Consider the following 12,946-nt stretch of genomic DNA (forward strand, 5'->3'; position numbering starts at 1 on the left):
GGTGTTGTGTGAAAGCCATGTTGCTGCAATGTGGCGGCCCTCGGTGATTGTCAGTGCTCGGGGATAGGGTCGCGAGGCATACATACGTTCGGCGCTCCGGGGAGGTGGGGATGGGTGAGTACGCAGTTTGTGGCGCAGAGCTGTCTGGCGGCCAATGACTGGATCTGCGGGGAGTACGTCCGCACCCGCAGCCAGGAGTTGACCGACGCGACTGTCCAGCATGTCTGGATCACGGTGGTGTCCGTACTGATCGGCCTCGCCGTGGCATTTCCGCTGGCGCTGCTCGCCCGCGCCGAGCCGCGGTTCGCCGGCCCGGTGCTGGGGCTCACCACCCTGCTGTACACCATTCCGTCGCTGGCGATGTTCTCGCTGCTGCTGCCGGTCTTCGGTCTGTCCGCGGCGCTGGTGGTGACCGGCCTGGTGCTCTATTCGCTCACCATTCTCGTACGGAACATCATGGCGGGCCTCGAGGCGGTGCCCGAAGAGGCGCGTGAAACCGCGCGCGGCATGGGGTACGGAGCGGGGCGGCTGCTCTGGGAGGTCGAACTGCCGCTCGCGCTGCCCGCGTTGATGGCCGGCCTGCGGATAGCGACCGTCTCGACGATCGCCCTGACGACCGTCGGCGCCCTGGTCGGCAAGGGCGGTCTGGGCAATCTCATCGACGACGGAGTGCAGACCACCTTCAAGGCGCAGGTGCTGACCGCGTCCGTGCTCTGTGTGCTGCTGGCGGCCGTGGCGGATGTGCTGCTGCTCGGACTCCAGCGGCTGCTGACGCCCTGGACCCGAATACACACGGCGAAGCCGGCGCCGGGTCGCACGGTGAAGGAAAAGGTGGCGGGCTGATGGGGGTAGTGGCCGACGCGTGGACGTGGCTGACCACCGGCTCCAACTGGTCGGGGGAGAGCGGTGCCTGGCACCGTCTTGGCGAGCATGTCTACGTCAGCGGGATCGCCCTCGCACTGGCCTGCGCCATCGCCCTGCCGGTCGCGTTGTGGCTGGGGCATCTGGGCAAGGGCGGCGCGCTCGCCGTCAATATCTCCAACGCCGGACGGGCGATCCCCGTCTTCGCGGTGCTCGCCCTCTTCATGCTCACGCCGCTGCGCAGCGCCGGCTATCTGCCGACGATCATCGCCCTGGTGCTGTTCGCGGTCCCGCCGCTGCTGACCAACGCCTATGTCGGCATGCGCGAGGTGGACCGGGCGGTGGTGGAGGCCGCGCGGGGGATGGGGATGTCCGGCGGCCAGCTCTTCTTCCGGGTCGAACTGCCCCTCGCCTATCCGCTGCTCATGACCGGGCTGCGGTCGGCCGCCGTGCAGGTGGTGGCCACGGCCACGATCGCGTCGATGGTCGGCCAGGGCGGTCTGGGCCGGATTATCACCGCGGGATTCAACACGTACAACACCCCGCAGGTGGTGGCGGGCGCGCTGCTCGCGGCGCTGCTCGCGCTGCTCGTGGAAGGGGCGCTGGTGGCGGCCGACCGGCTGCTGAGCCCCCTCCGTAAGACCGTGTGACAACACTTGGACGGAGAACCTGATGAGCAAGACCTCGCGCATCGCGGGTGCGGTACTCGGTGTGGTGGCCCTGACGGGTTCTCTCGCCGCATGTGGCGGCGACAGCCTGGAGAAGGAGAAGGGCGGCTCGGAATCGGGCGGTGGGTCGGGCAAGAAGGGCGCGCTCGTCGTGGGCGCCGCGTCCTTCACGGAGTCCAAGGTGCTTGCCGAGCTGTACGCGCAGATCCTTGCCGACGCCGGATACAAGACGTCGGTCACCACGGTGAAGAACCGTGAGCTGTACGAACCGTCCCTGGAGAAGGGCGAGATCGACGTCGTCCCGGAATACGCCGCGACGATCGCCGAATTCCTCAACGCCAAGGTGAACGGGCCGAAGGCGCCCGACGAGAAGCCGGTGGCGTCCGGCGATGTCGACGCAACCGTCGCCGCGCTCACCAAGCTCGCCGAGCCGCGCGGACTGAAGGTGCTGCCGGCCGGCGCGGCCGTCGACCAGAACGCCTTCGCGGTGAGCAAGGAATTCGCCGAGAAGAACAACCTCAAGACTCTTTCCGATCTTGGCAAGTCAAAGCTCAAGGTGAAGATCGCGGCGGGTGACGAGTGCGAGGTGCGGCCGTTCTGCGCGCCCGGTCTGAAGAAGACGTACGGCATTGATGTCACGGGCATAGACCCCAAGGGAGTCGGCACCCCGCAGTCCAAGCAGGCGGTCAAGGACGGCGCCGACCAGCTGGTGCTGACCACGACCACCGACGCGGTGCTGGACGGCCTGGTCTTCCTCGAGGACGACAAGAAGCTCCAGAACGCCGACAACGTCCTGCCGGTGGTCAATGCGAAGGACGCGGGATCGAAGGAGATAGCCGACGTCCTCGACAAGCTCACCAAGGTGCTGACCACCGAGGATCTCGCGGAGTTGAACCGCAAGGTGGACGCCGAGCGGGCCAAGCCGGAGGACGCGGCGAAGGCTTATCTCGAGTCGAAGGGCCTGCTCAAGAAGTAGCGAGGTGCGGCCCGGCGTTCTTTCACCGAGAGATTTGCCGGGCCGACACCCCATTCGGCGTCTACGCACGGTAAATTTCAGGCCATGCCACGTGGACGCCACCGCCATTCCCCGCCCCTTCACAGGCTGCTGCCGCCCGCGGCGGTCGCCGGAGCGTCGGTGCTGTGCGCCGCCGGCGCGTGGTTTCTGGCGGAGCCAGTCGTGCTCCAGTCGCTGGTCACCGCCGCGACGGCCGCCGCCGTCACCGGCGCGGTCCTGATGCGAAGTTGGGACCGGGCCGCGGGGCGCAGGGTCGCTGAGCTCACTCGTGCCCGCGCGAGCGATCAGTGGAAGACCGATGAGCGCGTAGCCGAGCTCGAGACGGATATCGAGGAGTCGCGCGAGCTGCGCGTCAAGCTGGACGCGAGGCTGCGCGCCAAGCGGGTCGAGCTGGCCGCGCTGCGCGGTGAGCACGCCGCGCTGCTGCGGCGGTACGCGACCGCCGAGACCGAGCGCGCCAGCGCGCTCGAGGGCCGCCGCCAGCTCGCCCTCGAAGCGGCAGCACCGGTCAGGGCGCTGCCCGCGGCAGGGTCCACGCCCACGCCGGCCACGTATCTCCTCGCCTCCAGGGCGCTGGACAATCTGTCGCGCAACGCCGCCGCGCAGGAGGCGAAGCGCACCGTCGAGGACGCCCGGCAGCGCGATCTGGCCGAGCGCCGTGAGGCGGACGAGCCGCAGGGGAAGCACGCGGCGGTCGTCGGCGGGGAGCAGCACACCCGCCCGTCGTCCGCCGTCCCCGCCCGTCGTCCTGTCCCGGCGGCGACAGCGATCGCTCCGTACGGTCCGCAGCGCCGGCGGCCCAAGCGCCCCGTGGGCGGCTTCGACTTCTTCGGCACGGCCGGGGACGGCGTTCCCGGTCCCGGTGCGCAGAAGGCGATAGAGGCCGCGCAGAACGAGGATCTGGCTGACGTGGTGGGCGAGGAGCTGGCCGCGCAGCGTACGGCGGACTCGCGCGCGGTCGGCAAGGTCATCGACCTGACCGCGCACGACGAGACGGAGCAGCTGGACGTGGTGGAGCTGCGCGACGCGGTCAGCTGACGGCCCCGGCCGACAGCCCGAGTACGGCTTGGCCCGGGTGTCGCCTGCCCGCCCGAGCCACTCGTCCAACCCGCCCTGGCTACTTGTCCAACGAGCGCTATTTGTCGATGTCGCCGACGACGAAGAACAGGGAGCCCAGGATCGCCACCATGTCCGCGACCAGCGTCCCCGGCAGCAGCTCCGTCAGTGCCTGGATGTTGTTGTACGACGCCGAGCGGAGCTTCAGCCGGTACGGGGTCTTCTCGCCCTTGGAGACCAGGTAGTAGCCGTTGATCCCGAGCGGGTTCTCGGTCCAGGCGTAGGTGTGACCCTCGGGCGCCTTCAGCACCTTCGGCAGCCGCTGGTTGATCGGCCCAGGCGCGAGCTCTGCGATCCGGTCCAGGCACGCGTCCGCCAGCTCAAGCGCGTTGTGGGTCTGGTCGAGCAGCACCTCGAAGCGGGCCAGGCAGTCGCCCTCCGCCCGAGTGACGACCTTGAGGGTGTCCTGCAGCTCCCCGTACGCCAGATACGGCTCGTCGCGCCGCAGATCGAAGTCGACGCCGGACGCGCGGGCGATGGGGCCGCTCACTCCGTACGCGTGCACCGCCTGCGCCGACAGGACGCCCACGTCGCGCGTACGGCCGCGGAAGATCTCATTGCCGAGGACGAGCCGGTCGTACACGTCCATCCTGGAGCGGAGCTCCGCCACCGAGTGGCGGGCCCGGCCGAGCCAGCCCGCGGGAAGGTCCTCCTTGAGGCCGCCGACACGGTTGAACATGTAGTGCATCCGGCCGCCGGAGACCTCCTCCATGACGTGCTGGAGGTCCTCGCGTTCGCGGAAGGCGTGGAAGATCGGGGTGATCCCGCCCAGTTCGAGGGGGTACGACCCGAGGAACATCAGGTGGTTGAGGACGCGGTTGAGCTCGGCGAGAAGCGTACGGACCCAGACCGCGCGTTCCGGGACCTCCATGCCGAGCATCCGCTCGACGGCCATCACGACGCCGAGCTCGTTGGAGAAGGCGGAGAGCCAGTCGTGGCGGTTGGCCAGCATCACGATCTGGCGGTAGTCGCGCGCCTCGAAGAGCTTCTCGGCACCGCGGTGCATATAGCCGATGACGGGCTCGGCGTGCTGGATGCGCTCTCCGTCGAGGACGAGGCGGAGGCGCAGGACGCCGTGTGTGGAGGGGTGCTGGGGGCCGATGTTGAGCACCATGTCGGTGCTTTCCGCCGCGCCGCCGATGCCGACCGTGGTCTCCGTCATGGCGCCAGTATCCACCGGTCGGGGGGCGGGGCGGGCGGGGGCTCCTGCGGAGGGCTTTTCCCCCATCCCGCCCCGTCCCGAAGCTGGTGCTCCGCCCCAGGGCCCGGTCCCCAATCTCCCCTAGCTACCGCTGGGAGGTGCCCCCAGGACGGGCCTGGTGGTCCCGCTCTTCCCGGACTTCAGGATCGCGTGGTTCCCGCCTCGAAGGTCCCGCCACCCACCCGCTGCAGCAGCCAGCCGAAATCGCCCAGGCCCCCCCGCGCCGTCAGTTCCGCCGCCTCGCCCGCCGAGGCCAGCGCGCGGACGTACGCCGCGGGGTCGGACGTCGCCAGCGACAGCGGGGGACGTCCGCCCGTGACGCCCAGGCGGGCGAGCGCATCCCGCTGGGGCAGCAGCTCCGCGCCCGGCAGCGCACACGCGTCCAGCGCCACATGGGCGGTGATGTCGCAGCTCCCGTCCGGGACGGGAGGGACCTCGCGGCCCGCCCGGAAGCCGGTCAGTGTGCCGAAGAGCGGCCGGTTGTCCCGCACATGCGCGTAGTCGGCCGCGACCGCCAGGCCGGCCTCCAGCGTGCTTACCGCCGCCGACCATGCCTCGTCGCGCGGGCGGCCGATCTCCGCCCGCGCGCCCGGCTCGACCAGCGGCCACCAGCGGGCCAGCCAGTCCGCGTCCGCGCCGCCCACGGGGGAGCCGAGGCGCTCCGCGCCGTCCGGGCCTACGAGGACGTAGCGCGCCACCCCGTCCGGGTCCACCTCGGCGACATCCACCGGGACGTTGTCCAGCCACTCGTTGGCGAAGAGGAGTCCGCTCACGCCCGCCGGGGGCTCGGCGGTCCACTCGATACGGGGGTCGAGGCCGGCCGGGCGGGCGGCGCGTTCGACGGCGTACGCCCGGACCGGGAAGCCGGACGGGAGGGCCGCCAGCACACCCGTGAGGAGTTCCCCGCGGCCCGCGCCGACGTCGACAAGCGCCACCTCGTCGAGGTCGGCCTCCCGCGCCGCCGTGCGGAGGAGCCTTGCGACCGCCGCGGCGAAGAGGGGCGAGGCGTGCACGGACGTACGGAAGTGCCCGGCCGGTCCCTCGGGCTTCAGATAGAAGCCGTCGGGCCCGTACAGCGCGGTCTCTGCCGCTTCCCGCCAGCCGCGCCACTGACACGTATCACCCGTCACATCATCCGTCACGCGACCAAGTCTCCACCTTGCGGAGTACGCTTCCGCAGTCCGGATCGCTCCTCCGGTTGACCCTTGCACCTATCTGCTTTCCCTACGCTGGGTTACGTGCAGCTCCTCTATGACTTCATCCGCAGACACCCGACGGGCGTCGACACCTTCTGGGCTGTCGTGCTCTTCGGGTTCTCAGTGCTGTGGGTGATCCAGGTGCCCGTCGGGGTCCAGGCCCGGACAGCGGCAGGTGTGATCGTTCTCCTGCTGAGTCTGGTCGTGGCCCTGCGCCGCCGTATGCCGGAGAGGATGCTGGTCCTCGCCGCCGTGCTGGGCGTCGTCCAGCTCGTGCTGGACATCGAGGTCAATCCGGCCGACTTCGCGATGATGGTGATCATCTACACCGTCGCCGCGCACGACGGCTCGCGCTGGGCGTCCCGGCTGGCGCTCCTCGGCGGGCTGTCCGCGGCCACACTGGCGCAGGTGCGCTGGCCGATGGAGGAGGCCGGCACCGGCGGGAGGATCTTCTTCACGATCGTCATGAGCGCGACCTTCGCTCTCGCATGGGTGCTCGGCGACTCGATACGAACCCGGCGCGCGTACTTCGCCCAGCTCGAGGAGCGCGCGACCCGGCTGGAGAAGGAGCGCGAGGCGCAGGCGAAGGTCGCGGTGGCGGCCGAGCGCGCCAGGATCGCCCGCGAGCTGCATGACGTCGTCGCGCACAACGTCTCGGTGATGGTGGTTCAGGCCGACGGTGGCGCGTACGTGCTGGACGCCGCGCCCGACCAGGCCAAGCAGGCGCTGGAGACCATCTCGACCACCGGCCGCCAGGCGCTCGCGGAGATGCGCAGGCTGCTCGGCGTGCTGCGCACCGGCGACGCCAGGGAGAGCGGTGAGTACGTCCCGCAGCCCGACGTGCAGCAGATCGAGGACCTGGTCGAGCAGGTGCGCATCGCGGGTCTGACCGTGGACTTCAAGATCGAGGGCACGCCGCGGCCCCTGCCAAGCGGCGTCGAGCTCACCGCGTACCGCATCGTCCAGGAGGCGCTGACCAACACCCGCAAGCACGGCGGCCCGGAAGCCGGCGCCAGCGTGCGGCTGGTCTACTTCGACGACGGTCTCGGCCTGCTGGTGGAGGACGACGGCCGCGGCGCGGCGCACGAGTTGTACGAGGACGGCGGCGCCGACGGCCGGGGCCACGGGCTCATCGGCATGCGCGAGCGCGTCGGTATGGTCGGCGGCACGCTCGACACCGGGCCGCGGCCCGGCGGCGGCTTCCGGATCAGCGCACTGCTTCCCCTCAAGCCCGCTCTCTAGAGACCTAGGAACCTGCTGACATGTCCATCCGTGTGATGCTCGTCGACGATCAGGTGCTGCTGCGCACCGGATTCCGGATGGTGCTCGCAGCCCAGCCGGACATGGAGGTCGTCGCCGAGGCGGGCGACGGTGCGGAGGCGATCGAGAACCTCCGCTCCACCGCCGTGGATGTGGTGCTGATGGACGTCCGTATGCCGAGGCTTGACGGCGTCGAGGCGACCCGCCGGATCTGCGCCGAGCCGGACGCGCCGAAGGTGCTGATACTGACCACCTTCGACCTGGACGAGTACGCCTTCTCCGGGCTGAAGGCGGGCGCCAGCGGCTTCATGCTCAAGGATGTGCCGCCCGGCGAACTGCTCGCCGCGATCCGCTCGGTGCACAGCGGCGACGCGGTCGTCGCGCCGTCCACGACGCGGCGGCTGCTCGACCGGTTCTCGCCGCTGCTGCCCAGCAGCGGCAAGGAGCCGCGGCACAAGGAGATCGAGAAGCTCACCGAGCGGGAGCGCGAGGTGATGCTGCTGGTCGCGCAGGGCCTGTCGAACGGCGAGATCGCGGCCCGTCTGGTGCTCTCGGAAGCCACGGTCAAGACGCATGTGGGCCGCATCCTCACCAAGTTGGGCCTGCGGGACCGGGTGCAGGTGGTGGTGCTGGCGTACGAGACGGGCCTGGTGCGGGCGGGCGGGGCGGGCTGAGTCGCCCGCTGCCGCGGACCGACGCCTGTTCGGCGGCGAGCGGCTGCACCGGTGCCTGGACTGGCTCGCGCCGCTCGGCCGGGCGGTGGCCTTCGGCAATTCGAGCGACGCGGTGCCGTGGCAGTTCGGCGCGGCCGAACTCGAGCCCGGTACACGGTCGGTGGCCTTCCTCTCGATCACTTCGATGCCGACGACGGCGCCGGACGCGCTCCGCGCGCTGTCGAAGCGAGCGTTCCGGCTGGGCCGACGGGGAGGTGGAGCTTCCGGCGACGGCCCAACTGCCGCTCGCCGAAGCGGCGGAGGCGCACCGGCTGACCGGGAGCCGTGCGACGACGGGCAAGCCGATGCTCCGCGTCCACGGCTAACGCAGCACGGTCTCCAGGAAGTCGCTGCCCAGGCGGGCGACGGCGGCGACATCGAGCTGGTGCAGTACGTACCGGCCGCGCCGCCGCGTGGAGATCAGCCCGGCCTTCTTCAGCACGGCGAGATGGCGGGAGACCTCGGGCGCGGTGATCCCGTACGCGTCCGCCAGCTCGCTCGTCGTGAACGGGGCGCGGGCGAGGTTGCGGCACAGGCGCATGCGCATGGGGTGGGCCAGTGCCTCCATCCGCCGCGTCAGCAACTCGACGGGTGCCGGGCCCGGCAGTGCGGGCGAGCCGACCGGGTAGTGGATCACCGGCCGCCAGCCGGGCGCGTGCAACACCATCAGGTGCGGCCAGCCGAAGCTGGACGGGACGAGGGAGAGCCCGGGGCCGACGGCGGGGTCGACGGCGGTCGTGCGCCCGTCCGCGAGCTTGTCGGCGCTGATCCGGGTGCGGTCCTCGTCGACCGCGAGAGCGGGCGAGACGGCGTGCAGCGCATCGGCGAGGCCTTTGTGACGCAGCAGTTCGCTCTTGTGGCGGGCGTCGGCGGCGAGCTGGGTGGAGACACGGCGCCAGGTGTCGGCGAAGAAGGCCTGGTCGCAGTCCTCGAACAGACGGCGTATCCAGGCGCGTACGGAAGCGGGGTCGTCCAGCAGCCGCCGGGTGAAGTCGAGCTGCTTGGGGCCGCGGGTGGCGGCGAGTTCGAGGGCGCGCTCGCGGCGTACGGGTCCGCCGATGCCGTACGCGTTGGAGCAGGTGAACTCCAGCGCGGCGGAGACGAAACGTTCCTCGTCCAGCCGGTCGAGCAGGTCCAGCTCTTCGGCGAGGCAGGCGCCGGTGGCACCGGTGTGGGCGCCGCTGCCGGCCGGGAGGCCCGCGAACGGCATGAAGACGTCCGAGAACGTCGACCGCCACAGAAAGTCGGCCTCATGCAGCCGGTCGGCGAGGTCGGGCTTGAGCCCGGCCGTGGTGGCGGTGGCCCAGCCGTGCAGCCCGGGATGGTGCCCGGGCTCGGCGAGCGCGTGCAGCGCGACGCCCAGCTCGGCGAGGGGGGAGATCTCGAAGACGATGCGTTCAGGGGACAGGCCCGCGATGTCGATGGTCACGCTCACGCCTCCATAGTGCGGGTGCCGGGGGGCGGCGCTCGCACCATTTGACGGGGCTCGTCAATCGACGGGACGGGGGGTGGGGGGCGGGCGCAGCGTGAACGCATGAACGCCACGCATCAGTACATGCTCGACAGTTACCGCGCATCCCGGCACGGCGACCAGGCTCCGCCGCAGCCGGGCGTGCACGACTGGCAGGTGGTACGGGAGATCCGCGACTACCGCCGCTTCCAAGCGGTCGTGACGCCCCGCCGCTCCCGATCCCGCGTCCGCGAGACGCTGTCCCGCTGGCTCCACCGGAGCGGCCAGCCACGGTCGGCGGACTGCCACTGAGGCCCCGGGCGCCGAGGATTGCTCCACCCGGCCCGGGCCACCGCCGCGACGTCGTCGGCTCGGGGGTGTGGGGGCGTCAGCCACCAAGTTCCCCATCCCCAGGGGCTGCGGAGCATCCCCAGCTTCGGGAAGCTTCGGAAAGGTTCGGAGGTTCGGGAAGGTTCGGGAGGGGCGGGGCAGGGGGAACTACCCCAACCGCCGCACAAACTCCCCCACCGCCTTCCTCACGTCCTCCCCTGTCCACTCCAACCCCTCCACCCCCACCGTCACCTCCGTGACCGCGATGCCTGGCGGGCAGCCTTGCGTGTACCACCTGCGGAACAGCGTCACCCCCGTCTCCTCCGACTGGCCGAGCGCCGCCGCGTTCAGCGCGTCCGCATCCGACGCCAGCCAGACCTGGAACTGATGCGTGTGCGGCTCTTCCGGGTGGACGCGGAACCACGGGACGCCCGCCTCGGCGAAGCCCTCCCGCAGCGCTGCCGCGACGACCTTGGCGTGGGCGACGTACGACGGCAGCCGTGGCAGCTCCCGTTCCAGGCCCAGCAGCGCCGACAGGGCCGCGGGGTACTGCTGGAAGACCTGGCCGCCGTACCGGTGGCGCCACGCCACCGCCTCGTCGACCAACTCCGGCGGACCCGCGAGCACCGCGCCCGAAAGTCCGTCCAGGGACTTGTAGAAGGACACGTACACGCTGTCAGCCAGCGACGCGATCTCGTCCAGCGGGCGGCCGAAGTGCGGGGCGCACTCCCACAGGCGGGCGCCGTCGAAGTGCACCACTGCATCCCGTGAGCGCGTCGCCTCCACGACCGCCACCAGCTCGTCCCACGTCGGCAGCACGAAACCCGCGTCCCGCAGCGGCAGTTCCAGCATCAGCGCCCCGAAGGGCTCCTCGAAGTCGCGTACCTCGTCGGCCGTCGGCAGCCGCGGCTCGCTCGTCGGGTGGACCGTACGCAGCCCGCTCACCACCCCGAACGCGCCCCGCTCGTGCAGCTCCGGATGGGCCATCGGATGCAGCGCGACCGTCGCGTTGCCTATCCGCCCGGCCCAGCACCGCATGGCCACCTGCTGCGCCATCGTCCCGGTCGGGAAGTACGCCGCGGCCGGGAAGCCGAGCAGCTGCGCCACCCGCCGCTCCAGCTCGGCGACGACGCCGTTGCCGTACACATCGGTCCACTCGTCCAGGTCGTAAACCGCCCCCGCGTCCGCCGCCAGTGCCGACAGCCGTTCCCCGACGCGGCGGTCCGCGGAGGCCCGCCACAGCACCCGGCGCGAGGCCCGCCACGCGGCGAGCCTGCGCAGCCGCTCGTCCTGCTCGCTCACTTCAGCTTCCTCAGCCATGCCCCGATCATCGCCCACACCGCCGACCTCGCCCACAGCCTGTGGACAACCGCAAGGGCGCGAGTGGCGCTGGCGTAGCATGACCAGAAATCGTCCGGTACCCCCCCGCGGACTGGAACGGAAGGCCCCCGCCGCGTGAATGCCACAGCACCACAGGAACCGCTCGACCCGCGGGACCGCCCAGCACGTCTGACCGTCGGCGTCGTCGGAGCAGGCCGCGTCGGCCCGACTCTCGCGGCGTCGCTGCAGCTCGCCGGACACCGGCCCGTCGCCGTCTCCGGCGTCTCGGACGCGTCCGTACGACGGGCGGCTGCCCTGCTCCCCGACGTACCCCTGGTGACGCCCGCAGAAGTCCTCGCCCGCGCCGATCTGGTGCTGCTGACCGTCCCGGACGACGCGCTGCCCGCGCTGGTCGAGGGACTCGTGGAGACCGGCGCCGTACGCCCCGGGCAGCTGCTTGTCCACACCTCCGGGCGGTACGGCGCGAAGGTGCTGGATACCGCCACGCGGGCCGGGGCGCTGCCGCTCGCGCTGCACCCGGTGATGACGTTCACCGGGACGAGCGTGGACGTCCAGAGGCTGGCGGGCTGCTCGTTCGGCGTGACGGCTCCCGAGGAGCTGCGGCTGGCCGCCGAGGCGCTGGTCATCGAGATGGGCGGCGAGCCCGAGTGGATCGAGGAGGAGGCCCGCCCGCTCTACCACGCGGCTCTCGCCCTCGGCGCGAACTACCTGGTCACGCTGGTCGCGCAGGCCATGGAACTGCTGCGTACGGCAGGGGTCGACGCCCCTGCCCGGATGCTCGGCCCGCTGCTCGGCGCGGCCCTCGACAACGCTCTGCGCTCCGGCGACGCGGCTCTGACCGGACCCGTCGCCCGCGGCGATGCCGGCACGGTCGCCGCCCACGTCGCGGAGCTTCGCAAGCACGCCCCCGGCGCGGTCGCCGGCTATCTGGCGATGGCCCGCACCACTGCCGACCGCGCCCTCGCGCACGGCATGCTCAAACCCGAGATGGCGGAGGATCTGCTGGGCGTCCTCGCGGACGGTGACCCTCGATGAGCCGAAGTGTCCAACTGGTACCGACGCGCGAGGCGCTTCAGCACGCCCTCGACCACCGCGCCGCCCCCGGCCGCACCGCCGTGGTGATGACCATGGGCGCCCTCCACGAAGGCCACGCCTCCCTGGTCCGCGCCGCCCGCGCGAAAGTCGGGCCCGAGGGCTTCGTGACGGTCACGGTCTTCGTCAACCCGCTGCAGTTCGGCGCGGGCGAGGACCTGGACCGTTATCCGCGTACCCTCGAAGCCGATCTCAGGACGGCCGAACAGGCGGGCGCGGACGTGGTGTTCGCACCGTCCGCCGACGAGGTCTACCCCGGTGGCGAGCCGCAGGTCAGGATCGCCGCGGGCCCGATGGCCCAGTGCCTCGAAGGGGCTTCGCGCCCGGGCCACTTCGACGGAGTGCTCACCGTCGTCGCCAAGTTCCTCCACCTCACCCGCCCCGATGTCGCCCTCTTCGGCCAGAAGGACGCGCAGCAGCTCGCCCTGATCCGCCGTATGGTCCGCGATCTGAACTTCCCCGTCGAGATCGTCGGTGTGCCGACCGTTCGCGAGAGCGACGGCCTCGCGCTGTCCAGCCGCAACCGCTACCTGTCGGTGGCCGAGCGGCGCACCGCGCTCAACCTGTCCGGCGCGCTGTTCGCCGCCCGCGACCGGCTCGGCGCCCAGCAGGCGCTGCACGCCCGCGCCGAAGCCACCCCCGGCACGCACGCCCGCGCCGCCGCGCTCTCCGCGATCGGCGAGGCGCGCGCCGCGGCCGACGC

General features: G+C 71.4%; 13 protein-coding genes. 9 read left to right on the forward strand and 4 right to left on the reverse strand.

Annotation, left to right across the window (positions count from 1 at the left end; translation table 11 throughout):
- The first annotated feature begins 114 nt into the window (after window positions 1–114).
- The 4 genes from J7E87_RS28245 (at window position 115) to J7E87_RS28260 (ending at window position 3,582) form a co-directional block, all read left to right on the forward strand.
- On the forward strand, window positions 115–843 hold the full coding sequence (locus J7E87_RS28245) for an ABC transporter permease (protein ID WP_308313102.1): 729 nt from the start codon (window positions 115–117) through the stop codon (window positions 841–843).
- Entirely contained in the window at window positions 843–1,511 is a 669-nt protein-coding gene (locus tag J7E87_RS28250; protein WP_215097364.1) for an ABC transporter permease, read from the forward strand. The genes J7E87_RS28245 and J7E87_RS28250 overlap by 1 nt, the downstream gene beginning before the upstream one ends.
- A 22-nt stretch (window positions 1,512–1,533) precedes the next feature.
- Window positions 1,534–2,505, forward strand: coding sequence for an ABC transporter substrate-binding protein (locus J7E87_RS28255; protein WP_215097365.1), 972 nt, complete (start codon window positions 1,534–1,536; stop codon window positions 2,503–2,505).
- A gap of 84 nt (window positions 2,506–2,589) precedes the next feature.
- Window positions 2,590–3,582: a hypothetical protein gene (locus J7E87_RS28260; protein WP_215097366.1), complete on the forward strand. Its 993-nt coding sequence runs from the start codon at window positions 2,590–2,592 to the stop codon at window positions 3,580–3,582.
- 97 nt (window positions 3,583–3,679) lie between these two features.
- Here J7E87_RS28260 and J7E87_RS28265 read toward each other — a convergent pair whose 3' ends face one another.
- Complete coding sequence (locus J7E87_RS28265) at window positions 3,680–4,822, reverse strand: NADH-quinone oxidoreductase subunit D (RefSeq protein ID WP_215097367.1); 1,143 nt, start codon at window positions 4,820–4,822, stop codon at window positions 3,680–3,682.
- 179 nt (window positions 4,823–5,001) lie between these two features.
- Window positions 5,002–6,003 carry an SAM-dependent methyltransferase gene (locus tag J7E87_RS28270; RefSeq protein WP_308313103.1) on the reverse strand — a complete coding sequence of 334 codons (1,002 nt, stop codon included), beginning with the start codon at window positions 6,001–6,003 and terminating at the stop codon, window positions 5,002–5,004.
- 96 nt (window positions 6,004–6,099) lie between these two features.
- Here J7E87_RS28270 and J7E87_RS28275 point away from each other — a divergent pair, with 96 nt between their 5' ends.
- Window positions 6,100–7,299, forward strand: a complete 1,200-nt coding sequence (locus tag J7E87_RS28275) for a sensor histidine kinase (protein ID WP_215097368.1) — start codon at window positions 6,100–6,102, stop codon at window positions 7,297–7,299.
- A 20-nt stretch (window positions 7,300–7,319) separates the two neighbouring features.
- Complete coding sequence (locus J7E87_RS28280) at window positions 7,320–7,991, forward strand: response regulator transcription factor (protein ID WP_215097369.1); 672 nt, start codon at window positions 7,320–7,322, stop codon at window positions 7,989–7,991.
- Window positions 7,992–8,352: 361 nt separating this feature from the next.
- On the opposite strand, the gene J7E87_RS28285 is transcribed toward J7E87_RS28280, so the two are convergent.
- Window positions 8,353–9,459: a DUF5937 family protein gene (locus J7E87_RS28285; protein WP_215097370.1), complete on the reverse strand. Its 1,107-nt coding sequence runs from the start codon at window positions 9,457–9,459 to the stop codon at window positions 8,353–8,355.
- A gap of 105 nt (window positions 9,460–9,564) precedes the next feature.
- Between J7E87_RS28285 and J7E87_RS28290 the strand changes: the two genes are divergently transcribed.
- The gene (locus J7E87_RS28290; RefSeq protein ID WP_215097371.1) at window positions 9,565–9,792 is read left to right on the forward strand and encodes a hypothetical protein; all 228 of its coding nucleotides are present in this window, start codon (window positions 9,565–9,567) and stop codon (window positions 9,790–9,792) included.
- Between the two features lie 186 nt (window positions 9,793–9,978).
- Here J7E87_RS28290 and J7E87_RS28295 read toward each other — a convergent pair whose 3' ends face one another.
- Window positions 9,979–11,130, reverse strand: a complete 1,152-nt coding sequence (locus J7E87_RS28295; RefSeq protein ID WP_215097372.1) for a low specificity L-threonine aldolase — start codon at window positions 11,128–11,130, stop codon at window positions 9,979–9,981.
- Window positions 11,131–11,265: 135 nt separating this feature from the next.
- Here J7E87_RS28295 and J7E87_RS28300 point away from each other — a divergent pair, with 135 nt between their 5' ends.
- Both J7E87_RS28300 and panC read left to right on the forward strand, forming a co-directional pair.
- Window positions 11,266–12,186: a Rossmann-like and DUF2520 domain-containing protein gene (locus J7E87_RS28300; RefSeq protein WP_215097373.1), complete on the forward strand. Its 921-nt coding sequence runs from the start codon at window positions 11,266–11,268 to the stop codon at window positions 12,184–12,186.
- A partial coding sequence (gene panC / locus J7E87_RS28305) for a pantoate--beta-alanine ligase (RefSeq protein ID WP_215097374.1) occupies window positions 12,183–12,946 on the forward strand: 764 nt, incomplete at its 3' end. The genes J7E87_RS28300 and panC, both read left to right, overlap by 4 nt.

The organism is Streptomyces sp. ISL-1, assembly GCF_018614585.1.
Lineage (GTDB): Bacteria > Actinomycetota > Actinomycetes > Streptomycetales > Streptomycetaceae > Streptomyces > Streptomyces maoxianensis.

Bases quoted from the DNA above. Each gene is read 5' to 3' on its own strand.
- J7E87_RS28250 (WP_215097364.1), top strand. From the start codon at position 843: ATGGGGGTAGTGGCCGACGCGTGGACGTGGCTGACCACCGGCTCCAAC.
- J7E87_RS28255 (WP_215097365.1), top strand. From the start codon at position 1,534: ATGAGCAAGACCTCGCGCATCGCGGGTGCGGTACTCGGTGTGGTGGCC.
- J7E87_RS28260 (WP_215097366.1), top strand. From the start codon at position 2,590: ATGCCACGTGGACGCCACCGCCATTCCCCGCCCCTTCACAGGCTGCTG.
- J7E87_RS28265 (WP_215097367.1), bottom strand. From the start codon at position 4,822: ATGACGGAGACCACGGTCGGCATCGGCGGCGCGGCGGAAAGCACCGAC.
- J7E87_RS28280 (WP_215097369.1), top strand. From the start codon at position 7,320: ATGTCCATCCGTGTGATGCTCGTCGACGATCAGGTGCTGCTGCGCACC.
- J7E87_RS28290 (WP_215097371.1), top strand. From the start codon at position 9,565: ATGAACGCCACGCATCAGTACATGCTCGACAGTTACCGCGCATCCCGG.
- J7E87_RS28295 (WP_215097372.1), bottom strand. From the start codon at position 11,130: ATGGCTGAGGAAGCTGAAGTGAGCGAGCAGGACGAGCGGCTGCGCAGG.